The following is a 20,910-nucleotide window of genomic DNA, read 5'->3' on the forward strand; positions in this document are numbered from 1 at the left end:
GAAAGGAGCAGGCGTCCTCCCCCAAAGAGGGCGCCTGCTCCTGTGTTACTAAAAGTCCTTGCACATCTGATAGTAGGGGAGTTCCCCGTATCCCAGCCTCTCGTACAGGGAGATAGCCCGGGTGTTCTCCTTTGTGACCTCCAGACGGATACGCTTTACATCCGGATAGTGCTCCTCGATCCACCGGAAGACCTTTGTGCCGCAGCCCTTTCCCCTGGCCTCGGCTTTCAGATACAGCTCGTCAAACCAGATCTGCTCTCCGCCGGCCTCGTTGTTCCAGGAAACGGTGAAATGGGCATAGCCCAGGGTGACAGCTTCCGCCTGTGGGTCATTGGCTTCCTGTTCCTCCAGGATCAGGACTCTGACGCAGGGGTTTCCTGCCACGGCCTCTGCCAGTGTACGCCGGAAGTTCTCTTCCGGGACTGTGTGAAGGCAGGCGGGACTGTTGTAAAAGTCCTTCATCATTTCCAGGATGACTGCCTCGTCTTTTTTCTCCATTGTTCTGATGATCAGCATAATCGATAACTCCTTTGCCCGGCACTTTTCGTGTTCTGTGCCGGCGTCTGCCCCCATCATATCACGGGGATCAGGGGAAAGCAAGAGCCCCGGCTGCCATGAGGAGCCGGGGCCGGATTATGTACTATGCATTTCAGAAAAGTCCATCCAGGTAGGTGGTGAGAAGACGGCGCATATTGCCCTCAAAGTCAGATTTCCCTATCTTCAGGCACCAGTCGAACACCACGCCGATGACAATGGTGCGGATGTCGCTTGTGACTGCCTCGAGAGGATACTTCAGCTGGATCGCGCCGGCCTCCAGGGCCCGCTGCAGATAATTCTGAACCGTGACGATGGGGTAGGGGCGCTCGGTCCGGATGTCCGGGTTCAGGGACTGGTTTTTTGGCGTGTAGTAGTTGGACACAAAGTCCAGGCCCAGCTCCCGGCAGTATTTCACGTAATTCAGATAGACGTGTATGATGGCTGTCTTGGCCTCCTCCGCGTTGGCGGGCAGATCCAGGCAGTCCGCGTCCACGCTGGGCTGCTCCTCGATGTAGTAGGACAGAAGGTCGTCCTTTGTCTTGAAGTGGTGGTAGAAGCTGCCATTGGACACGCCGGCCTCCTCGCATATATTTTTGATGGACAGCCCCTCGTAGCCCTTCTTGCGAAGGATGGTCTTTGCGGCCTGGAAGATCCGGTCCTTTGTCTCCTTTGACTTCTGCTGCTGTCTGGATAATTCCTGTGTTTCTCCCATATTAATAAATCCCCTTTGTGTGATACTGTTTCTTTTTTGTATCATAGCATATTTCCGGGGCAGTTTCAAGAAAACAGAGTGAACTCGGTATTTTGTCTCTCGTTGCGCGTCTGTCCTGTTTCCGGTATAATACATATTATACATGCCTGACGGGCCGGTTCCCCTGGGGCTGGCGCCGGGCAGCTTTGACTGATATATGATAGGAAATGAGGAATAGCAGGAGAATGGACATTAATCAGAAGATCACAGAGGAACTGGGAGTGAAGAGATGGCAGGTGGATGCCGCTGTAAAGCTGATCGATGAGGGGAACACCATCCCTTTTATCGCGCGTTACAGAAAGGAGGCCACCGGCACCCTGGACGACACCCAGCTTAGGACTCTCCACGAGAGGCTCCAGTATCTGCGGGGGCTGGAGGAGAAAAAGCAGCAGGTCCTGTCCACCATCGAGGAGCAGGGCAAGCTGACGGAGGAGCTGAAAAAGCAGATCCTCTCCGCGCAGACCATGGTGGAGGTGGAGGATCTGTACCGCCCCTACCGGCCAAAGAGAAGGACCAGGGCCATCATCGCCAAGGAGAGAGGGCTTGAGCCCCTGGCGGCCTTCATCAGTCTGCAGAGCGCAAAGGAGCCTCTGGAGAGGGAGGCGCAAAAGTATGTGGATCCGGAAAAGGAGGTGGCTTCCCCGGAGGAGGCCATCGCCGGGGCCAGGGACATCATCGCAGAAAATATTTCTGACGACGCGGACTACAGAAGCCATATCCGGAAGCTGACAAGGCAGAAGGGCAGGCTGGTGTCAAAGGCGAAGGACGAGGAGGCGGAGTCTGTGTACGAGATGTACTATGACTTCGAGGAGCCGGTGACAAAGCTGGCGGGGCACCGGATCCTGGCCATCAACAGGGGGGAGAAGGAAAAATTCCTCACCGTGAAGATCGAGGCGCCCCAGGAGGACATCCTCCGGTATCTGGAGAAGAAGACCATACACAGGGACAACCCCTACACCTCCCCGGTGCTTAGGGAAGCGGTGGAGGACAGCTATAAGAGGCTCATCGCCCCTGCTATCGAGAGGGAGATACGAAGCGAGCTGACAGAGAGCGCGGAGGACGGGGCCATCCGGGTGTTCGGGAAGAACCTGGAACAGCTCCTCATGCAGCCGCCTATCGCAGGACGTACGGTGCTTGGCTGGGATCCGGCCTTTCGGACGGGCTGCAAGCTGGCGGTGGTGGATCCGACAGGCAAGGTTATCGGCACTACGGTGATCTATCCCACGGCGCCTACCACGCCCCAGAAGATAAAGGCTTCCAAGGATCTGCTGAAAAAGATCATCCCCAAGTACAATATCTCCCTGATCTCCCTGGGGAACGGCACCGCCTCCAGGGAGTCGGAGCAGTTTATCGTGGAGCTTCTGAAGGAAATCCCCCAGAAGGTGGAGTACGTCATTGTCAGCGAGGCTGGCGCCTCTGTGTACTCGGCCAGCAAGCTGGCCTCCGAGGAGTTCCCCAGGTTCGATGTGGGGCAGAGGAGCGCCGCCTCCATCGCCAGGAGACTCCAGGATCCGCTGGCGGAGCTGGTGAAGATCGATCCCAGGTCTATCGGCGTGGGCCAGTACCAGCACGACATGAACCAGAAGAAGCTGAGCGACGCCCTCTCCGGTGTGGTAGAGGACTGCGTGAACAGAGTGGGCGTGGATCTGAACACGGCCTCTGCGCCGCTTCTTGCCTATATATCAGGCATCAGCGGCGCTATCGCGAAGAATATTGTGGCCTACCGGGAGGAAAACGGCCGGTTTACGGACAGAAGGCAGCTTTTGAAGGTGCCGAAGCTGGGGCCAAAGGCCTTTGAGCAGAGCGCCGGATTTATGCGTATTACAGGAGGGGACAATCCCCTGGACGCAACGGCGGTCCACCCCGAGACCTATCAGGCGGCCGGGGAGCTGCTGAGCCGGCAGGGCTTCACACCGGAGGATGTGGCCGGGGGAAGGCTGACCGGTCTGTCCCTCACCATCCGGGACTACGGGAAGCTGGCCGGGGAGCTTGGCATCGGCGAGCCTACCCTGCGGGACATCGTGAAGGAGCTGGAGAAGCCGGGACGGGATCCCAGGGACGAGATGCCAAAGCCCATCCTGCGCACGGATGTGCTGGAGATGAAGGATCTGAAGGAGGGCATGGTCCTGAAGGGGACTGTCAGGAACGTCATTGACTTCGGTGTGTTCGTGGACATTGGCGTGCACCAGGACGGGCTGGTCCATATTTCCCAGATCACGGACAAGAAGTTTATCAAGCATCCCCTGGAGGTGGTCAGCGTAGGGGATATTGTGGATGTGAAGGTCATGGGTGTGGACCTGAAGAAAAAGCGGATCCAGCTGACCATGAAGGGAATTTCGTAAGAGGGAAGAGAAATGAGCGAGAAGACCATAGGGACGCTGTCAAAATTTACCGGCATCCCCGCCCACACAATTAAATATTATGAGAAGATCGGACTTCTCTCCTCCAACCGGAAGGAGAGCTCCAACTACCGGTCCTACGACATGCGGATCTGTACGGACATCTACGAGTGTGTGAAATACAGAAATATGGGCTTTCCCCTGAAGGAGACAAAGGAGCTGGTCAAGGAGGCCGGCGACCGGCGGCTGGATGAGCTTCTGGATGAGCGGGAGAGCCAGATCGAGGAGGAGATCCGTGCCCTTACAGAGCAGAAGAGAAGGCTGGAGATTTTCCGCAGGGAGATCCGGGAGCTGGAAGGACGCCTGGGAAAATGGTATATAGAGGAGTGTGGAGATTTCTATTTCCGCTCCCAGACAAAGGAGCTGGACTATGACGGCGGAGACTATCTGGAGGCGGACGGGCTCAACCTGTCCACCCTTCTGCCTGTGAGCAAGACCACTGTGCACATGGAGAGGGAGTACCTGCGGGGGGAAAAGAGAGGCTACTCCTGGGGCATGGGCATCTTTCCCGGGGAGGACCGGGAGTGGATCCGGGAGAAGAAGGGCTACCGCTATGTCCCGGCAGGCAGAGCCTTTGTGATCTATCTGAAGATCACCGGCCCCTATGTGTCGGACGGGACCATGGCGGAGGAGATCGGCCGCTATTACAGACTGCTTTGGCCCGGCACGCCATCGGAGGCCTTTGGGATCCGGCTGAAGATCACCTTTGACGAGAACGGGAACGACTGGAATTATTTCAAGATCTTTATTCCTCTTGAAGAGAAATAGGGACTCCTTTTCCGGTCAGAGCGGACAGGACACAACCTGGAAGTTACTTCCAGGTTGTGTTATTTTGTGAATAAAACAAGACGCAGGGAGGGGAAGAAATTGTGAAATTATAGAAAATACAAACAAAAATTTTCGGTTTAAGCGAAATTCTATAGATTATGAGAATGGAAAACGGATTGACATGAAAGCTGGAGATAGTTATAAAATTAACAATATCAAGAAGGTGCGACACAAAAGAGAGACATAAGAAAAGAAAAATATGAAGAGAAAGGAATGGAGAAAATGACGCGCGAAGAAGTAAAAAGCATGGATTTTGAAGCCTTCAAGGCGGCGCTCCCCACTATGGAGGACGTGCATTATCTGGAGGCGGACGGCACAGAGGTATACGGTATCTACAAGCATGATGTGTGCTACATGGAAAAGGACGGCATACAGCGCACTCTGCAGATGATCGTGCCGGAGATGAAGCCGGACAAAGGCTACACCTACCCGGCAGTCCTGTATGTACAGGGATCTGCCTGGATGAAGCAGGACAACTACAAGCGCCTGGGTGTGATGGCAAGGCTGGCCCAGCGGGGCTATGTGACGGCCATCCTCCAGTACAGAGAGAGCTCTCTGGCTTCCTACCCGGCGCCGGTGGAGGACGCCAAGACGGGCGTGCGCTTCCTCAGGATGCACGCAGAGGAGTACCACATTGATCCGGAGAACATTGTGATCATGGGTGACTCAAGCGGCGGACACACGGCTCTGGCAGCAGGACTCACCGCAGATGACGACTGCCTGGACGGGGGGATCTACCCGGAGGTGTCCTGCGGCGTGAAGGCCATCGTGGATCTCTACGGCGTGACCGATATCTGCCAGAAGGGCGATTTCCCCACCACTCCCAACCAGGGCGAGGCGGACAGCCCGGAGGGCATGCTCATCGGCGGCAACAATGTGTACGAGCACCCGGAGCTCTCAGGCCCGGTCATCCTGACAAACTATGTCAGGGCAGACAAAGAGATCCCGCCGATCCTGATGATGCACGGGATCGCGGACGATATGGTCTCCTACAATCAGAGCGTGCGGCTGTACAAGAAATTTCTGGAGGAGGGCAAGGACGTGACCCTGTACCTTGTGGAAAACGCGGGCCACGGGGATATTGCTTTCTGGACAGAGAAAAATATGGATATTGTGGAAGGATTTATCCGGAAACATACCGGCAGATAAACAGGAGGGGCGGTAGAAAATGAATACAATATTGTTAATGGCCATTATTCTGATCTTGATCGTGGTGGCCACAGTTATAACGAAAAAGGTTCCCTTTAACTTTGTGCTTCTCATCGTGCCCATTGTCTGTGCCCTCATCCTGGGACACAGCGTGGAGGAGACCAGCACCTTTGTTGTGGAGCAGCTTTCATCCATGATGCAGTCGGCAGGCTTCATGCTTCTGTTCGCATTTCTGTATTTCCAGATGCTGACAGAGGCGGGCGTGTTTGACACTATCGTAACGGCAGTGACGACAAAGCTGGGACACAAGATGAACGTCATCGTGATCATGATCCTGACCACCCTGATCGGCGGCTTCAGCATCCTGACAGGTAACTTCACACCTGCCTACCTGATCACCTTCCCCATCCTTGTGCCTCTGTACAAGAGATTTGATTTTGACAGGGAGGCGGCCTTCATCATCGCCCAGACAGCTATGTCCGCCCTGTGCTTCATCCCGTGGGGCATCGGCATGGCCTACACAGCCTCCTCCGCAGGGCTGGACGCCAATGAGCTGGCGGCAGCCTCCATGCCCTGGGGCCTGTGCTTCATCCCGGCCATCATCCTCCAGTGGATCTACTTTGGCCTGCAGCACAAGAAACGTGTGGGAACCTTCCAGGCAGTGGCTGAGGTGGAGACCGCTGAGGAGAAGAAGGAGGAGAACCCGAACCTTCGCCCGAAGCTCTTCTGGGTCAACCTGATCATCTTTGTGATCGCCCTAGTGGCCCTTGGCGTGTTCGGCATTGCGCCCTACTTCGTGTTCATCGTGGCCACGGTTGTGACCGCCATGCTCAACTACCCGAAGAACTTTGGCGAGATATTCGCCAAGGTGGGCCCCATGTACCTGAATATCCTCATCATGCTGATCGCCATCAACGTGTATCAGGCTGTGTTCAACAACACCGGAATGGTGGGAGCTATCTCAGACGCGCTCATGCAGTTCTGCCCTGAGTTCCTGCTCCGCTACATCCACATCATCCTGCTGCTCCTGTGCGTGGTGATCATATACGTGATCCCCTTCCAGATCTTTAACGCACTGTACCCGATCTTCATTTCCATCGGGGCAGGCTTTGGGATCCCGGCCGTGGCAGTCATCGCACCCTTTGTCTGCAACCTGTCACTGGCTACCAGCTCCACGCCGACCAACTCATCCACATACACTGGCTGCGCGCTGACGGAGACGGAGGTACAGCACTTCTGCAAGAAGGCAGTGCCCATCCAGACCGTGACCAACGCGGTGGTCGTGCTGACAGCGGTGATCTTCGGGGTGCTGCAGCTGTAGTACTGAACATATCGCAGAATTATATTAAGAAATGGAAAGGCTCCTGCCGGATGTGGCGGGAGCCTTTTGCACTGGGAAAATGCCAGTCTGATGTAGAATGGAGACATGGCATGACAGAAAGAGAAAGGAAGGCGTCTTGCCTGCCTATCCCTGTTCCTTTGCGCCCTCTGTCACAGCCAGAGGAAGCCACTCATTTGCCAGGCATACGGTGTACAGAGCGATGCCCAGGGGCAGCAGGGCGCACCAGATGCTCCTTGGCCCGATGAGCGACCTGGCGGCAAAGGAGCAGGCCACACCCACATGGAAAGAGAGCAGAGTACATCCGAAGAACTTTGCCTTTACCGTGTGGGTTTTATCTTTATTTAAGAAGACTTCCGTGACAGCCATTGTGAACTGTTTCAGGTTGTTGGTGGAAAATAAAGTGGAGCTGGCAAAGCCCTTTGCCCCCTTAAAGCTGTTCCACTGGAAGGCGGTGGCGAAGAAGAAGGGGTAGAGAGCCAGAACCGGGTGGATGTCCATGGGAAAAAGTCCGATAAGGACTGCTGCGGCCCCGTCCAGGAAAATGCTGGCCACCTGAAGGTTGATGGAGCTGTGTCTGGGAAGCCATACTGTCAGGGCGATGGCAGCCATAAAGAGGAGCACGCCGCCCAGCCGCAGACAGGCGTCCGCGAAATCATGGCCGAGAAGGTCGGTCACAAAGTAGATCATATTGGCAGTCTGGGCATTTCCGAAGAGGTCGCAGAAGCTCAGGATCGCATAGACCCCGAAAAAACCGCCTACAAAGGCCATCATATAATGAAGGGGAGTTTCATATTTTTTCTTGTTTTCCATCTGTGTTCACCATTTGAATAAAGATTTTCTAAAATGCGGTGTAAACCGCTGTCCTGTGTATTATAGCATATTGCATACATATATAAAAATACATATAATATATGAATAAACATATAAAAAAAGTATGGGAAAGGTGCGGCCCGTTTGGCAGGGAGAAAGGAGAGGCAGATGGATATAAAGTCTTTGAAGTATTACCTTGCGGTGGTGCAGGAGGGAAATATTACCCAGGCGGCAAAAAAGCTGTGCATCGCCCAGCCGCCTCTGAGCAGGCAGATCCGGCTTCTGGAGGAGGAGCTGGGTGTCACTTTGTTTCTGCGTGGAAAAAAAGAGATACAGCTGACAGAGGAGGGGAGGTTCCTCAAGCAGCAGGCAGAGGAGATCATAGAGCTCATGGAGAAGACGAAGGAGCAGCTCGGGAAATTTGGCGGCACCGTCCACGGACTTGTCTCCGTGGCGGCGGCGGAGTCCTTCGGCATTGGGCTTCTGTCGGAGATGGTGGAGGCGTTCCACAGGGAATATCCCCAGGTGCATTTCCAGATCTGGTGCGGAAACAGCGACGAGGTCCGGGACAAGCTGGAGCGGGGCCTTGCGGATGTGGGGATCGTGAGGGCGCCGGTCTATATGGAGCAGTGCGAGCAGATTTTTCTGCGGAGCGAGCCCTGGGTGGCGGCCATGAGCCGGAACCATCCTCTGGCCGGGGAGGCAGGGGACGAGGTGCGCCTGGAGCGGCTCGGCGGAGAGACGCTGATGGTCCCTGTCCGGGCCTCCCTCCAGGAGGAGATCAACCACTGGTTCAACGAGATTGCCCAGGACAGGGAGATCCTCTGCTACTACAATTCCTCCGCCTCCATGCTGCCCATGGTGGAGCGGGGCATGGGCATTGCCATCTGCCCCGGCTCCGCCCGGTATTTTACAGGGGGCGATGGGATCGTGTACAAGACCATTGTGGAGCCCAGGAAGGAGTCCCGGCTCTATATGGTGAAGCGCCGATACCAGATGCTTCCCCAGGCCGCCGGGGCCTTCTGGGATTTTGTCTGCTCTACTTTCCCGCCTGCTTGATGATCTGATTGACGTAGGTGGAAAGCCCCGCTACCAGCACGCCCTGGACAATGGCAGTAAATGCGGCCATGGCGATCTCCGGTCCGGTGCGCAGAGGGCTTGTGGCCAGGACCCAAACGGCGCACAGAGCGATGCCAAGCCCGCCCAGAATGAGGGGGATATACTTGTCTTTGACGGTCTGCGCCTGTTTGAGCCAGATGCCGATGAAATACAGGATGACAGATACTATGAGAAGCTCCGGCTTGATATATTGAACGATCTGTTCCATGAGATTACCTCCGCTGTTTTTTTGAGGCGGCTGCATGGCGCCGCTGCTTTAATCTATGCGGAGGACTGCCGGAATGTGCGAGGGGCAGAACAAGGCGGCCCAAAACCGGCTGCCAGATAGTCATGGATGATCGTAGATATAAAGTGGGAAAATAAAGAAAATATAAAAAACGGAACTGCCGGTCTGATACCGGAGCTCCGTTTTTTGTCCTGGAGCATACGGGATTCGAACCCGTGGCCTCCACAATGCGAATGTGGCGCGCTCCCAACTGCGCTAATGCCCCATAAGGAAATTATACCACTTCAGGGGAAGAAATCAAGATGAATTTATGATAGAATACTTCTGTCAATATTTAAGCGGAAGATGGCAGGCCGGCAGATGAGGGCCGGCGCTGCGGGAAGAAAAGGAGATGGACAGGCATATGAAGAGGAATATGGATTTGGATAAAATACAGGCGCTGAAGGAGAAGATGGTGGAATTTTACAGGGGATGCCCGGAGCAGATCCAGCATTTCCTGAAGGTGTACGCATTTGCGGAGATGATCGGTGAGGCGGAGAGACTGGATGAACACACCTTGTTTCTTTTGAAATCCACGGCTCTTGTGCACGACATAGGCATCCGCCCGGCAAAGGAAAAGTACGGGTAGTCCAACGGAAAGCTGCAGGAGCAGGAGGGGCCGGCTGAGGCCGGGAGGCTGCTGGACGAACTGGGCTACGGGGAGGCGGACCGGGAGCGGATCTGCTATCTGGTGGGACATCACCACACCTACACAGGGGTGGACGGCGCGGATTACCGGATCCTTCTGGAGGCGGATTTCCTGGTCAACGGCTACGAGGAGAAAATGTCCCGGGAGGCCCTCACACACGGTCTTTCCGCCGTTTTTGAGACGGAGACGGGGAAGAGACTTCTAAAGACTATGTTTGACGTGTAAAATCCATTGCATTTTCTGTGAAAAAATAATATAATTTCCTTATATTTACTACAAAAGACAGACAAAACAGAGGTCTGAAAAGTCATAGAGGCGTAAAGGAGAAAGAGCGATGAAAAAAAGAGTAGTAGTTGCATTAGGACACAGAGCGCTGGGGATCACGCTGCCGGAGCAGAAGGAGGCCGTGAGGAGGACGGCGGTATCCATCGCGGATCTGATCGAGGAGGGATACCAGGTAGCCATCACCCACAGCAACGCACCCCAGGTGGGGATGATCCACACAGCTATGAATGAGTTTGGAAAGGTGCACCAGGATTACACGCCGGCTCCCATGTCTGTGTGCTCAGCCATGAGCCAGGGGTATATCGGATATGACCTTCAGAACGCGATCCGGGAGGCGCTCCTGAACAGGGGCATTTACCGTACCGTCAGCACCATACTGACGCAGGTGACAGTAGATCCCTACGACGAGGCCTTCTACACGCCCACCAAGGTGCTGGGCCGCTACATGACAGCCGAGGAGGCGAACGAGGAGCGCAAGAAGGGGAACTATGTGATCGAGGAGCCGGGAAAGGGCTTCCGCCGCGTAGTCTCTGCCCCCAACCCGGTGAGCATTGTGGAGATCGACGCCATCAAGGCGTTGATAGGCGCGGATCAGGTAGTCATTGCCTGCGGAGGCGGCGGCATCCCTGTCATGGAGCAGGATCACCGCCTGAAGGGCGCCAGCGCGGTCATTGAGAAGGATCTGACAGCCGGAAAGATGGCAGAGGAGATCGACGCGGACGAGCTGATCATCCTGACAAGCGTGGAGAAGGTGCGCATCAACATGAACACCCCTCAGGAGTCCGAGCTGGGAGAGATCTCCCTTGCTGAGGCCAAGCAGTACATGGAGGAGGGGCACTTCGGCGTGTACAACATGCTTCCCAAGTTCAAGGCCTCAGTGGAGTTCATTGAGAAGAGAGAGGGGAGAAGCGCCCTCATCACTTCCTTTGACAAGCTGAAGGACGGACTCAAGGGAAAGACCGGCACAATCATCCGGTAAGAAAAAAGCAGTATATCGATCTATTGATCCCGGCCGCGCAAGAACCGCGGCCGGGATTTTTCTATGCAAGAAGTGTGTTAAAAATGTAACAGGAGACGTAACACTTTTTAAAAGTATTACGTCTGAAATGAACAATTGTAAAACACACTTGACATTTCATGTAAAGCCAACTATACTGAAAATGTAAAGTAAACTATACGATTGTGAAGGGGATGTCGAGCCTATGAAGACCCGGATTCAGGAGCTGCGCAGGAAATACAAGCTCTCCCAAGAGGAGCTTGCCCTGGCGGTGGGGGTCACCCGGCAGACGATCATTTCGCTGGAGAAGGAGAAGTACACGGCTTCCCTTGTGCTGGCCCACAAGATCGCCAGATATTTCGGGGTGACCATTGAGGATGTATTTGATTTTTCAGAAGTGGACGAGGAGGAGATGTGAGATGAAGGAGTACAGAGCAAAGCTGAAGAGACAGATCATCTGGATGATCGTCGGTATCATTTTTTCCTGCATGATCATTGTGATCTGCTGCGTCAGCGCCATGCGGCTGGGGGCGGATGAGCATGAGGCCAGCTTTATGAGAGGATTTCAGAGCGGCCTGTTCCTGGCCTGGGCGACCATCGCGGTCTACGGGATCGTGGTGAATGTCCGGGCGCTGCGGGATGAGAAGCGGCTGCGGGCGCTCTACATCAAGGAGCACGACGAGCGGCTGCAGGCCATCCAGAGGGAGTCGGGCCGGGCAGCCTACTGCATCAGCCTGTTCGGACTTCTGACAGCGGCCATTGCGGCGGGATTTTTCAGCATGACTGTGTTCGCGGTGCTGATCGGAGCTGTGCTCTTTGTGAGCCTGGTGGGCCTGGGTGCGAAAATCTGGTTCCACAGGACGATGTGATGCAGCCCTGTGTCATACGGGCCTGGAAATTGTGTAAAATTTAAGGAAAAAGTATTGACAAATTTTCGGGGGGGGGTATATTATTGTACTAAATTAATAGTACAGGCGGTGCAGGCGCCTGAGAACATAGAAATGAAAAAACAAAAAAGATCATCCAAGGAAGATCATCCCATGAGGGGGGAAAGGAAACAGAGGCTATGATTGAGATCAGAGACCTGACCAAGGTGTACAGACTGAACAAAAAACAGATGGCTGAGGCCCACACGAAAAATCCGAAGAAGACGGCTGTGGACCACCTGAGCCTGACAGCGAAAAAGGGGGAGATCTACGGACTTCTTGGGCCAAACGGGGCAGGGAAGACCACCACTTTGCGGTGCGTTTCCACCATTATAAAGCCTACCGGCGGCGAGATCTACGTGGACGGCCACGAGGTGCAAAGAGAGCCGGAGGCGGTCCGCAACTGCATCGGATTTCTCACAAGCGATATCAAGCTGGACGACCAGTTTGACGCGGATTACATGTTCCGCTTCTTCGGCCGTCTCCACAAGGTGCCTGAGGAGAAGCTCAGGAAGCGCAGGGAGGAGCTGTTTGACTATTTTGGCATCAGCGAGTTCGCCCACAAGAAGATCAAGGAGCTGTCTACAGGTATGAAGCAGAAGGCGGCTATCGCGGTCAGCCTTGTGCACGACCCGGATATCGTCATCTTTGACGAGCCCACCAACGGTCTGGATATCATCACTGCGAGAAATGTGACGGACTATCTGAAAAAGCTTCGGGACGAGGGCAAGCTGGTCATCGTTTCCACCCACATCATGTCCGAGGCGCAGAAGCTCTGCGACCGCATCGGCATCATTATCGACGGGCAGAAGGTGGCAGAGGGCACCCTGGATGAGCTGCTCACGCAGACATGCACGAACGACCTGGAGGATGCGTTCTTCCAGCTCTACGCGGCCAGAAAGGGGGAGAGGTAGATGTTAAACGGTATTAAACAGATATTTGGAAAAGAGATGGCCAGGATATTGAAGGACAAAAAGATGGTTTTCTCCGTCTTTCTTCTCCCGGTCATCATCATGGTAGCCCTGCTCACCATCATCAACAGCCTGGCGGGACAGATGCAGTCAGATATAGAGGATCACAAGTCCATTGTCTGGATGCAGAACGAGCCGGAGAGCTTTGAGGCCTTTCTCTCCTCCGCGGGGATGGAGTACAGTGTCAGGACAGTGGACTCTGACAGCGACCGGGCGGAGGCGGAGGATCAGATCCTGAACGGGAAGGCGGATCTTCTCATAGAGTTCCCGGAAAATTTTGATCAGCTGATCGCCGGCTTCCAGGAGGGAGACCCGGTCCCACAGGTCAAGACCTACTATAATCCCTCTGAGGATTACTCTGCTCAGGCATATCAGGAGATTTCCGTGGGTGTGCTGGAGTCCTATCGCCAGACCCTGCTGGCGGGGCGGGTGGGAAACCCGGACGCCATCACTGTATTTACCGTCAATTCGGACAATGACGATATGGTGATCCAGGACGACGAGAAGGCCAGCGGCCGGGCCCTGGGCATGATGCTTCCCTATTTCATCACGATCCTTCTCTTTGCCGGAGCCATGGGAATCGGCACTGACATGATCGCCGGGGAGAAGGAGAGGGGAACCATGGCCAGCCTTCTGGTGGCGCCTGTAAAGCGGTCCTCCATTGTCCTTGGAAAGGTGTTCGCCCTGATGGCGGTATCGGGAATTTCCTCCCTCATCTACGTGGCAGGTATGGTGGTGTGCACGCCCTTTATGATGGACTCCATGACTGGTATGGACGAGGCCCTCAACCTGAACCTGGGAGCGGACCAGATCATCATGATGGGACTTCTCCTCATCGCCATCGCCTTCCTGTACTCCGCCGTTGTGGCGCTGATCTCCGTCTTCGCGAAGACGACGAAGGAGGCCAGCAGCTATATCATGCCGGTGTACATGGTGGTTCTGGTTGTGGGACTTCTGACCATGTTCCGCATGGGAGACGGAGGACGCTGGGATTTTTATATTCCATTCTACAACAGCGCCGTTGCCCTCCAGTTGATACTGAGCCATGAACTGACTATGTCCCAGTACCTGATCACTCTGGTGGAGACCCTTGCGCTGGGCGGTATCCTGACCGTGCTCATTGCCAGAGCCTTCAACAACGAGAAGGTCATGGCGCTGTAGGCAGGAAAGCGGAATAAAAGAACAGAAAATCAGGACAGGATCAAAGAGCCTTGTGCCCTCACCGTCCCTTTTCCATCAGCATATGATGAAAGGGGAGGTGACAGCATGAGGCTCTGTGATTTTCAGCAGAAGGAAGTGATCAATGCCTGCGACTGCCGGAAGCTGGGGTATGTGGCGGACCTGGTCTTTGACGAATGTACAGGCTGCATTGAGTCGGTGATCGTGCCAAGAGGAGGATTTCTGTGCGGCTGGTTTGGGGATACCGGGGAGTACGTCATCCCCTTTGACTGTATCAGGAAAATCGGCCCGGATATCATCCTTGTGGAGATCCACGAAGAAAAAAGGCACAGGTCGAAGTAATAAATTGACAAGTCCGGCCGGCGGGATATATACTTGTCTTAATATTTGAGAAAGGACGGAAGACCAAGATGAAATGCCCATATTGCAACCATCCGGATACGAGAGTCATCGACTCCAGACCGGCAGACGACGGTAATTCCATCCGCAGAAGGCGCTCCTGCGATGTATGCGGAAAGCGGTTTACCACCTATGAAAAAGTAGAGACCATCCCGCTGATCATTATAAAGAAGGACAACAACAGGGAGCAGTACAACCGCGGAAAGATCGAGACGGGCATCCTGCGGGCCTGCTACAAGAGGCCAGTGTCCGCAGCTGAGATACAGAAGTGCATCGACAGGGTGGAGACAAAGATATTCAGCCTGGAGGAGAAGGAGATCCCCAGCAGCGCTATCGGCGAGATCGTCATGGATGAGCTGAAGAAGCTGGATGAGGTGGCATACGTCCGTTTCGCTTCGGTGTACAGGGAATTTAAGGATGTAAACACATTTATGGACGAGATTAAGAAAATACTGGACAGAGGAAATGCGTAAAACAATGGATTATCAGCGGATTTTGGAAGGCATACTGGACATTGGAGAGGCCATGCTCTGCAGCGGAGCGGAAAATTTCAGACTGGATGACACCATGTACCGGATGTGCAAAAGCTACGGCTTCAAGAGGTACGATGTGTTTGTCATCCCCAGCAACATCCAGATTACAGTGGAGACGCCGGAGGGGGAGATCCTCACCCAGATCCGGCACATCGAGTCCACGGGCATCAACTATGACCGGCTGGACTACATGAACAATCTGGCCAGATACGTGTGCGCCCACACGCCGGACGCGGATGAGCTGCACAGGAGGTATGTGGAGGTCATGAACCGGAAGGAGCAGCCGCTTTGGATCACCTACCTGGCGGGAGTCATGGGCGGCACCGGATTCGCCGTCTTCTTTGGATGCGGGCTGACGGACGCGGTAGTGGCAGTGCTTGTGTCCCTCATGATCGTGTTTGTGGGAAACTGGCTTGGAAAGCGGGAGGACAATCTCCTGATATACAACTTAATCCTGGCCTTTCTGTCGGAGACGGTGATCATCGGCATGGATTTCCTGGGGATCGGCACCCACCCGGACCGGATCATGATCGGCATTGTCATGCTGCTCATCAGTGCCCTGAGCACCACGAACGGGATCCGGGAGATCCTGCAGAGGGATTTTCTCTCCGGTCTTATCAATATCATGAATTCTGTCCTGGGAGCGGCGGGCATTGCCTTTGGCATCGCCATCGCCATGCAGCTTCTTGGGGAGGGCGCCTACGACGGCTTCACGCTGAACCACAGCGTGCCCATCCAGCTCATCTCCTGTACCGTAGCCTGCGTGGGATTTGCCATGTGGTTCAAGATCCAGGGGAAGCAGGTGCTCTTTTCCGGCATCGGTGCTTTTTTCACCTGGGCTATCTACTGCCTGGTGTATGCGGTCTGGCCCAGCAACTTTGTGGCCACTATGGCAGGAGCTGTCTTTGTAGCGGCGTTTGCCTTCATCATGGCCAGGGTCAACAAGGCGCCGGCGACTATTTTCCTGACTGCGTCAGCCTTTCCGCTCATTCCCGGACCGAATCTCTACTATATGATGTACGGCTGGGTGAGCGGCGACAGTGTCCTGGCAAGCCAGGAGACAAGCGTGCTGCTTGAGACCTGCCTTGGCATTGCCCTGGGTTTCCTGATCGTGGACGTGGTGTCCAGGTGTGTCCTTTACGCGGTGAAGCGAGAGGGCTTCCGGGGAGAAAATATCATCTGACCCGGTGAGAAATAAATTGCGCATCCTACTGGAAAGTGCTATGATAAAAGAGGAAGCATATACAGCTTCTTCTTTTTTGATATGCAAATTTATTTTCAAGTTTTACAGATAGATCGGGTGTGTGTATATGAGAAACTATAAATTGACCATTGCCTATGACGGAAGCCGCTACCAGGGGTGGCAGCGGCAGGCCACGACGGACAATACGATCCAGTATATTATAGAGTGGAGCCTTGGAAGAATTGTGGGCTACCGGGTGCAGGTGGACGGCTCCGGACGGACGGACAGCGGCGTCCACGCCAGAGGGCAGGTGGCCAGCGTGAAGCTGTCCGGCCTCTACGACCCGGAGGAGCTGAAGGCTGCGCTAAACCGCTACCTCCCGGAGGATATCCGCATTCTCAAGGTGGAGCTGGTAAAGAATAATTTTCATGCGAGAAAAAGCGCCAAGGGAAAGAAATACGAGTACTATATAGACTGCAGGGAGAAGCCGGATGTGTTTTCCCGGCGCTACTGCTACCACTATCCGGAGAAGCTGGATATAGAGGCCATGCGGGATGCGGTGAAATACCTCATCGGCGTCAAGAATTTTGCCAGCTTCACGGACAACAAAGAGACAAACGATACAGTCCGCAGGATCTACAATATCAAGATCGTGCGTTCCGGGGAGAAGGTCAGGATCACCTACTACGGGTCCGGCTTCCTCTACCACATGGTCCGCATCCTGACAGGGACTCTGATCGAGATCGGGACAGGCAGGCGGGACGCCAGCAAGCTGCCGGTGGTCATCGCAGCGGAGGACCGCAGCCTGGCGGGATTTCTGGCGCCGGCCAGAGGGCTGTTCCTGCGGAAAGTGTATTATTAGACGACAAGGAGAACAGAGTATATGAAATTCATTTCCTGGAATGTGAACGGCCTGCGGGCCTGTGTGCAGAAGGGCTTTACAGACTTTTTCAAAGAGGTGGATGCGGATATTTTCTGCATCCAGGAGACAAAGCTGCAGGAGGGGCAGATCGACCTGGAGACGCCGGGCTACCATCAGTACTGGAACTATGCGGTGAAAAAGGGCTACTCCGGCACGGCTGTGTTTACAAAGGAGGAGCCTCTTAGCGTGTCCTGCGGCATCGGTATGGAGGAGCACGACCAGGAGGGGCGGGTCATCACCCTGGAGTACCCGGAATTTTACTTTGTCACTGTGTACACGCCCAACTCCCAGAACGAGCTGGCCAGGCTTTCCTACCGGATGCAGTGGGAGAGCGATTTCCTGGCCTACCTTAAGAGGCTGGAGGAGAAAAAGCCGGTGATCTTCTGCGGGGACCTGAATGTGGCCCACAGGGAGATCGACCTGAAAAATCCCAAGACGAACAGAAAGAACGCGGGATTTACAGACGAGGAGAGACAGAAATTTACGGAGCTTCTGGAGGCTGGGTTTATCGACACCTTCCGGTACTTCTACCCCGACAGGGAGGGGATTTATTCCTGGTGGTCCTACCGGTTCAAGGCCAGGGAGAAGAACGCAGGGTGGCGTATCGACTATTTCTGTGTGTCCAGATGTCTGGAGGACAGGCTGGAGGACGCCAAAATACTGACCGATGTGATGGGATCCGACCACTGTCCCGTGGAGCTGGATCTGAAATAGCAGGGAAAAGAGAGAAAAAGAAAAGTAAGGGAAAGAGGCGGGCGAATATGAGGATTGAGAGAGAACACGCGGCGGCAGTTGTCATTGATTACCAGGAGAAGCTGATTCCTGCCATGGACAGGAAGGAGACGCTCATAGAGAACTCCTCCATCCTGCTGGCGGGTCTTCGCGCGCTGGGCATCCCCATGGTGTTCACCCAGCAGTACACAAAGGGGCTGGGCAGTACAGTGAGGGAGCTGACCCAGGCTGCGGGGACGGAAGAATTTGTGGAGAAGATCCGCTTCAGCGCCTGGCAGGATGTGGTCAGCAGCCATCCCTGGATACAGGGGAAAAAGTACATTATCCTCTGCGGCGTGGAGTCCCATATCTGCGTGCTGCAGACCCTGATAGATCTGCGTGCCGCAGACTTTGTGCCCGTGCTGGTGACAGACTGCGTTTCCAGCAGGAAGAGGACAGACTATGAGACGGCTCTGATCCGGGCCAGGCAGGAGGGGGCTATCCTCACCACATACGAGGCGCTGCTCTTTGAGCTGCTTGAGAAGGCCGGTACAGAGGAGAGCAAGAAGATCCAGCGGCTTGTGAAATAGGAAAGACAAAAGAAAAGGGAGGGTATATCTGATCTGTTCCGGATCAGATATACCCTCCGTCTATTCCGATGATTTGCCCGGTCATGTAGGCCGGGGCATGGGCGGTCTGCCACACAAGGTCCGCTGCCTCCCGGGGCGTCCCGAACCTTCCGGCGGGGATCTCCTCCTCCAGCGCCTCCCGCTCCACGGGGGAGAGCCAGGAGTTCATAGATGTGTCGATGACCCCGCAGGCGATGGCGTTGACCTGGATGTTGCTGGGGGCCAGCTCCTTTGCCAGGGCCCGGGTCAGGCCGTGGATCCCGGACTTGGCGGCCGAGTAGGCGGCCTCGCAGGAGGCGCCCACTGTCCCCCACATGGAGGAGATGTTGATGATCCGCCCTTTTTTGCGCGTCACCATGGGCGGGACGGCGCTGCGGCAGCAGTAGAAGACAGAGGACAGGTTGGTGTCCAGCATTCTCTGCCACTCCAGGTCCGTCATGTCGGTGAGGAGCCCGGTGTGGGAAATGCCGGCATTGTTCACCAGCACGTCCAGACAGGGACAGAGCTGATAAATTTTCTTAAAGATCTGCCGGACCTCCTCCGGGTTTCCCACGTCCCCGGGGACAAGCGTGCACTGGCCGGGGAGCTGCTCCTGGATTTCCTGCCAGACCTTCTCCAGCTCCTCCAGCGAGGAGCGGCAGTTGAGAAAGACGTGCCACCCCTCCTCGGCAAAGCGGAGGGCGCAGGCGCGGCCGATGCCCCTGGAGGCTCCTGTGACGAGTACGTATTTTACAGACTGTGTTGCAGACATGAACATTCTCCTTTTGTCTTTATCGTTTCTCCCATTTTACACCAGAGTATATCTGCTGTCTACCTGTCCGGGCAGGCGCGTATTTTCAGTCCGCTTTCTTCTGTGCATACAAAGCAGCTCTCGTACATGCCGCCAATGTTTTTAGGTTCATAGAGAACGTCCAGACCTGTTTCTATCATGTCAATGGTCAGCGCATTTACCTCCTCTGTGCTTTCTACAGAAAATACGATAAAAATAAATCCATCCTTACGCTTTTCCAAGGACAGCATCCCTTTCATTGCTGCATTTCACCTCCGGCCTTTTTGCAAGCACGATCCCTGCTGACAGAAGGAGCGGGAACAGTACGCCTGCTAAAATACCTATTTTCAGATCGTTATCCATAGCGTCTGAGACAAGGCCCACCAGCGTGGGGCCTCCTGAGCATCCGATATCCCCGCCAAGGGCCAGCAGCGCAAACATAGCTGTCCCGCCTTTTGGAAGAGAGGCGGCCGCCTTGCTGAAGGTACCCGGCCACATGATCCCCACAGACAGGCCGCAGACAGCGCAGGCGGCCAGACTGAGCTGGGGAACCGGAAGGAGGGAGATCCCCAGGTAGGATACAATACACAGAAGCCCGCTTGCGGCCATAAAGCGCTCCAGGTTGATCCGGTGTCCGTATTTTCCGTAAAACAGACGTGACAGCCCCATCAGCAGGGCAAATGCCATCGGGCCGGCCAGGTCCCCGGCGCTTTTGGAGATGCCTAGGCCCTTCTCGGCAAATACGGATGCCCACTGGCTCACCGCCTGTTCACTTGCCCCGGCGCACACCATCATGACAAGCAGGACCCAGAACAGCTTGTTTTTAAAAAGTGAGCCCGGCGTCATTTCGCTTTCACCGTCCTCAAGCAGGGGAGCCATGGGAACCCTTGTAAAGGCGAAAGCGTTGCAGATGGGCAGAAAAGCCCAGGCCAGCGCCAGGAACTTCCAGTTTTCCATGCCCGCCAGATGGAAAAAGAGGGTGGATACGAGCACGACTCCCGCATAGCCCCAGCAGTAGAAGGAATGCAGCATACTCATGGTTTTTTCTTTGTGGCCGGTGGGGCAGGCTTCCACGACTGGGCTGACAAGTACTTCCAGCAGCCCGCCGCCGACTGCGTAGACCATGACGGAGATCAGTATGCCGGCAAACGGTACCGGCAGCAGGTCCGGCAGAACGGTGAGAAGGATCAGGCCTGCGGCTGAAAAAATGTGTGCCGCAACCATGGAGGCCCGGTATCCTATCCTGTCTGCGAATCTGACGGACAGAAGATCGACCAGGAGCTGTATCCCGAAATTAAAAGTTACAAGCAGCGTGATCTGAGAGAGGGGGATATGATAGGTTTCCTGAAACAGTAAAAAAAGAAGCGGCGCGAAATTATTGACAACAGCCTGGACGATGTAGCCCGTGAAGCAGGCTGCAATGGTTTTGTTATACTGATTTTTTATTCTCATTTTGTCTCCTCCTGTTCTGAATATGGATTATATCATATAGAGAATGCCAAATCATTGAATATAATTGCTTTTATATGGTACAATATCACAAAATGAGATGAATCG

General features: G+C 54.8%; 25 protein-coding genes and 1 tRNA gene. 18 read left to right on the top strand and 8 right to left on the bottom strand.

Going from position 1 to position 20,910, the window contains the following annotated elements:
• Positions 1–48 precede the first annotated feature (48 nt).
• Both FGQ86_RS02135 and FGQ86_RS02140 read right to left on the bottom strand, forming a co-directional pair.
• On the bottom strand, positions 49–516 hold the full coding sequence (locus tag FGQ86_RS02135) for a GNAT family N-acetyltransferase (protein WP_033125643.1): 468 nt from the start codon (positions 514–516) through the stop codon (positions 49–51).
• A 133-nt stretch (positions 517–649) separates the two neighbouring features.
• Positions 650–1,249, bottom strand: coding sequence for a TetR/AcrR family transcriptional regulator (locus FGQ86_RS02140; RefSeq protein WP_033125644.1), 600 nt, complete (start codon positions 1,247–1,249; stop codon positions 650–652).
• Positions 1,250–1,473: 224 nt separating this feature from the next.
• Between FGQ86_RS02140 and FGQ86_RS02145 the strand changes: the two genes are divergently transcribed.
• From FGQ86_RS02145 to FGQ86_RS02160, 4 genes are all read left to right on the top strand, one after another.
• A complete protein-coding gene (locus FGQ86_RS02145) occupies positions 1,474–3,630 on the top strand; it encodes a Tex family protein (protein WP_033125645.1) in 2,157 nt (718 codons plus the stop codon).
• A 12-nt stretch (positions 3,631–3,642) separates the two neighbouring features.
• On the top strand, positions 3,643–4,455 hold the full coding sequence (locus FGQ86_RS02150; protein ID WP_033125646.1) for a MerR family transcriptional regulator: 813 nt from the start codon (positions 3,643–3,645) through the stop codon (positions 4,453–4,455).
• Positions 4,456–4,728: 273 nt separating this feature from the next.
• A complete protein-coding gene (locus tag FGQ86_RS02155) occupies positions 4,729–5,664 on the top strand; it encodes an alpha/beta hydrolase (RefSeq protein WP_242842827.1) in 936 nt (311 codons plus the stop codon).
• A gap of 19 nt (positions 5,665–5,683) precedes the next feature.
• Positions 5,684–6,985, top strand: coding sequence for an SLC13 family permease (locus FGQ86_RS02160; RefSeq protein WP_138302845.1), 1,302 nt, complete (start codon positions 5,684–5,686; stop codon positions 6,983–6,985).
• Between the two features lie 144 nt (positions 6,986–7,129).
• Here FGQ86_RS02160 and FGQ86_RS02165 read toward each other — a convergent pair whose 3' ends face one another.
• Positions 7,130–7,816 (bottom strand): YoaK family protein, encoded by a 687-nt coding sequence (locus FGQ86_RS02165; protein WP_033125648.1) that lies wholly within the window; start codon positions 7,814–7,816, stop codon positions 7,130–7,132.
• A gap of 168 nt (positions 7,817–7,984) precedes the next feature.
• On the opposite strand from FGQ86_RS02165, the gene FGQ86_RS02170 reads away from it, so the two are divergent.
• Positions 7,985–8,875 (top strand): LysR family transcriptional regulator, encoded by an 891-nt coding sequence (locus tag FGQ86_RS02170; protein WP_033125649.1) that lies wholly within the window; start codon positions 7,985–7,987, stop codon positions 8,873–8,875.
• Here FGQ86_RS02170 and FGQ86_RS02175 read toward each other — a convergent pair.
• Both FGQ86_RS02175 and FGQ86_RS02180 read right to left on the bottom strand, forming a co-directional pair.
• Entirely contained in the window at positions 8,856–9,143 is a 288-nt protein-coding gene (locus FGQ86_RS02175) for a phage holin family protein (RefSeq protein WP_033125650.1), read from the bottom strand. The two genes, FGQ86_RS02170 and FGQ86_RS02175, sit on opposite strands and share 20 nt — an antisense overlap.
• A 210-nt stretch (positions 9,144–9,353) precedes the next feature.
• Positions 9,354–9,426, bottom strand: a tRNA-Ala gene (locus tag FGQ86_RS02180).
• A 138-nt stretch (positions 9,427–9,564) separates the two neighbouring features.
• Here FGQ86_RS02180 and FGQ86_RS16650 point away from each other — a divergent pair.
• The 13 genes from FGQ86_RS16650 to FGQ86_RS02240 all read left to right on the top strand — a co-directional run bounded on the left by FGQ86_RS16650 (position 9,565) and on the right by FGQ86_RS02240 (position 18,545).
• Positions 9,565–9,789: an HD domain-containing protein gene (locus FGQ86_RS16650; RefSeq protein ID WP_347562466.1), complete on the top strand. Its 225-nt coding sequence runs from the start codon at positions 9,565–9,567 to the stop codon at positions 9,787–9,789.
• 102 nt (positions 9,790–9,891) lie between these two features.
• Entirely contained in the window at positions 9,892–10,074 is a 183-nt protein-coding gene (locus FGQ86_RS16655; protein ID WP_347562467.1) for a hypothetical protein, read from the top strand.
• A gap of 109 nt (positions 10,075–10,183) precedes the next feature.
• Positions 10,184–11,113 (top strand): carbamate kinase, encoded by a 930-nt coding sequence (gene arcC / locus FGQ86_RS02190; RefSeq protein ID WP_033125651.1) that lies wholly within the window; start codon positions 10,184–10,186, stop codon positions 11,111–11,113.
• 223 nt (positions 11,114–11,336) lie between these two features.
• Entirely contained in the window at positions 11,337–11,549 is a 213-nt protein-coding gene (locus FGQ86_RS02195) for a helix-turn-helix transcriptional regulator (protein ID WP_033125652.1), read from the top strand.
• Position 11,550: 1 nt separating this feature from the next.
• A complete protein-coding gene (locus tag FGQ86_RS02200) occupies positions 11,551–12,000 on the top strand; it encodes a hypothetical protein (RefSeq protein WP_033125653.1) in 450 nt (149 codons plus the stop codon).
• A 197-nt stretch (positions 12,001–12,197) separates the two neighbouring features.
• The gene (locus FGQ86_RS02205; protein WP_138302846.1) at positions 12,198–12,971 is read left to right on the top strand and encodes an ABC transporter ATP-binding protein; all 774 of its coding nucleotides are present in this window, start codon (positions 12,198–12,200) and stop codon (positions 12,969–12,971) included.
• A complete protein-coding gene (locus FGQ86_RS02210) occupies positions 12,972–14,189 on the top strand; it encodes an ABC transporter permease (RefSeq protein ID WP_138302847.1) in 1,218 nt (405 codons plus the stop codon).
• Between the two features lie 105 nt (positions 14,190–14,294).
• A complete protein-coding gene (locus FGQ86_RS02215; RefSeq protein WP_033125656.1) occupies positions 14,295–14,549 on the top strand; it encodes a YlmC/YmxH family sporulation protein in 255 nt (84 codons plus the stop codon).
• Positions 14,550–14,617: 68 nt separating this feature from the next.
• Positions 14,618–15,079 carry a transcriptional regulator NrdR gene (gene nrdR / locus FGQ86_RS02220; protein WP_033125657.1) on the top strand — a complete coding sequence of 154 codons (462 nt, stop codon included), beginning with the start codon at positions 14,618–14,620 and terminating at the stop codon, positions 15,077–15,079.
• Between the two features lie 4 nt (positions 15,080–15,083).
• Positions 15,084–16,322, top strand: coding sequence for a threonine/serine exporter family protein (locus FGQ86_RS02225; protein ID WP_033125658.1), 1,239 nt, complete (start codon positions 15,084–15,086; stop codon positions 16,320–16,322).
• Positions 16,323–16,449: 127 nt separating this feature from the next.
• Positions 16,450–17,184 (top strand): tRNA pseudouridine(38-40) synthase TruA, encoded by a 735-nt coding sequence (gene truA, locus FGQ86_RS02230; RefSeq protein WP_033125659.1) that lies wholly within the window; start codon positions 16,450–16,452, stop codon positions 17,182–17,184.
• Positions 17,185–17,205: 21 nt separating this feature from the next.
• A complete protein-coding gene (gene xth, locus FGQ86_RS02235) occupies positions 17,206–17,958 on the top strand; it encodes an exodeoxyribonuclease III (RefSeq protein WP_033125660.1) in 753 nt (250 codons plus the stop codon).
• Positions 17,959–18,005: 47 nt separating this feature from the next.
• Complete coding sequence (locus FGQ86_RS02240) at positions 18,006–18,545, top strand: isochorismatase family protein (RefSeq protein WP_138302848.1); 540 nt, start codon at positions 18,006–18,008, stop codon at positions 18,543–18,545.
• Positions 18,546–18,588: 43 nt separating this feature from the next.
• Here the strand turns inward: FGQ86_RS02240 and FGQ86_RS02245 are convergent, their stop codons facing one another.
• The 3 genes from FGQ86_RS02245 to FGQ86_RS02255 are packed head-to-tail and all read right to left on the bottom strand — an operon-like array spanning position 18,589 to position 20,805.
• A complete protein-coding gene (locus FGQ86_RS02245) occupies positions 18,589–19,335 on the bottom strand; it encodes an SDR family oxidoreductase (RefSeq protein ID WP_138302849.1) in 747 nt (248 codons plus the stop codon).
• Positions 19,336–19,394: 59 nt separating this feature from the next.
• Complete coding sequence (locus tag FGQ86_RS02250) at positions 19,395–19,595, bottom strand: hypothetical protein (RefSeq protein ID WP_138302850.1); 201 nt, start codon at positions 19,593–19,595, stop codon at positions 19,395–19,397.
• The gene (locus FGQ86_RS02255) at positions 19,582–20,805 is read right to left on the bottom strand and encodes an MFS transporter (protein WP_207742237.1); all 1,224 of its coding nucleotides are present in this window, start codon (positions 20,803–20,805) and stop codon (positions 19,582–19,584) included. The genes FGQ86_RS02250 and FGQ86_RS02255 overlap by 14 nt, the downstream gene beginning before the upstream one ends.
• Positions 20,806–20,910 lie beyond the last annotated feature (105 nt).

The organism is Clostridium sp. BSD2780061688st1 H5 (assembly GCF_005845155.1).
GTDB lineage: Bacteria > Bacillota > Clostridia > Lachnospirales > Lachnospiraceae > Claveliimonas > Claveliimonas intestinigallinarum.

What these genes read in the sequence shown, in the direction of transcription:
- FGQ86_RS02135 (WP_033125643.1), bottom strand. Translation starts at nt 516, where the DNA reads ATGCTGATCATCAGAACAATGGAGAAAAAAGACGAGGCAGTCATCCTG.
- FGQ86_RS02140 (WP_033125644.1), bottom strand. Translation starts at nt 1,249, where the DNA reads ATGGGAGAAACACAGGAATTATCCAGACAGCAGCAGAAGTCAAAGGAG.
- FGQ86_RS02145 (WP_033125645.1), top strand. Translation starts at nt 1,474, where the DNA reads ATGGACATTAATCAGAAGATCACAGAGGAACTGGGAGTGAAGAGATGG.
- FGQ86_RS02150 (WP_033125646.1), top strand. Translation starts at nt 3,643, where the DNA reads ATGAGCGAGAAGACCATAGGGACGCTGTCAAAATTTACCGGCATCCCC.
- FGQ86_RS02155 (WP_242842827.1), top strand. Translation starts at nt 4,729, where the DNA reads ATGGAGAAAATGACGCGCGAAGAAGTAAAAAGCATGGATTTTGAAGCC.
- FGQ86_RS02160 (WP_138302845.1), top strand. Translation starts at nt 5,684, where the DNA reads ATGAATACAATATTGTTAATGGCCATTATTCTGATCTTGATCGTGGTG.
- FGQ86_RS02165 (WP_033125648.1), bottom strand. Translation starts at nt 7,816, where the DNA reads ATGGAAAACAAGAAAAAATATGAAACTCCCCTTCATTATATGATGGCC.
- FGQ86_RS02170 (WP_033125649.1), top strand. Translation starts at nt 7,985, where the DNA reads ATGGATATAAAGTCTTTGAAGTATTACCTTGCGGTGGTGCAGGAGGGA.
- FGQ86_RS02175 (WP_033125650.1), bottom strand. Translation starts at nt 9,143, where the DNA reads ATGGAACAGATCGTTCAATATATCAAGCCGGAGCTTCTCATAGTATCT.
- FGQ86_RS16650 (WP_347562466.1), top strand. Translation starts at nt 9,565, where the DNA reads ATGAAGAGGAATATGGATTTGGATAAAATACAGGCGCTGAAGGAGAAG.
- arcC (WP_033125651.1), top strand. Translation starts at nt 10,184, where the DNA reads ATGAAAAAAAGAGTAGTAGTTGCATTAGGACACAGAGCGCTGGGGATC.
- FGQ86_RS02195 (WP_033125652.1), top strand. Translation starts at nt 11,337, where the DNA reads ATGAAGACCCGGATTCAGGAGCTGCGCAGGAAATACAAGCTCTCCCAA.
- FGQ86_RS02200 (WP_033125653.1), top strand. Translation starts at nt 11,551, where the DNA reads ATGAAGGAGTACAGAGCAAAGCTGAAGAGACAGATCATCTGGATGATC.
- FGQ86_RS02205 (WP_138302846.1), top strand. Translation starts at nt 12,198, where the DNA reads ATGATTGAGATCAGAGACCTGACCAAGGTGTACAGACTGAACAAAAAA.
- FGQ86_RS02210 (WP_138302847.1), top strand. Translation starts at nt 12,972, where the DNA reads ATGTTAAACGGTATTAAACAGATATTTGGAAAAGAGATGGCCAGGATA.
- FGQ86_RS02215 (WP_033125656.1), top strand. Translation starts at nt 14,295, where the DNA reads ATGAGGCTCTGTGATTTTCAGCAGAAGGAAGTGATCAATGCCTGCGAC.
- nrdR (WP_033125657.1), top strand. Translation starts at nt 14,618, where the DNA reads ATGAAATGCCCATATTGCAACCATCCGGATACGAGAGTCATCGACTCC.
- FGQ86_RS02225 (WP_033125658.1), top strand. Translation starts at nt 15,084, where the DNA reads ATGGATTATCAGCGGATTTTGGAAGGCATACTGGACATTGGAGAGGCC.
- truA (WP_033125659.1), top strand. Translation starts at nt 16,450, where the DNA reads ATGAGAAACTATAAATTGACCATTGCCTATGACGGAAGCCGCTACCAG.
- xth (WP_033125660.1), top strand. Translation starts at nt 17,206, where the DNA reads ATGAAATTCATTTCCTGGAATGTGAACGGCCTGCGGGCCTGTGTGCAG.
- FGQ86_RS02240 (WP_138302848.1), top strand. Translation starts at nt 18,006, where the DNA reads ATGAGGATTGAGAGAGAACACGCGGCGGCAGTTGTCATTGATTACCAG.
- FGQ86_RS02245 (WP_138302849.1), bottom strand. Translation starts at nt 19,335, where the DNA reads ATGTCTGCAACACAGTCTGTAAAATACGTACTCGTCACAGGAGCCTCC.
- FGQ86_RS02255 (WP_207742237.1), bottom strand. Translation starts at nt 20,805, where the DNA reads ATGAGAATAAAAAATCAGTATAACAAAACCATTGCAGCCTGCTTCACG.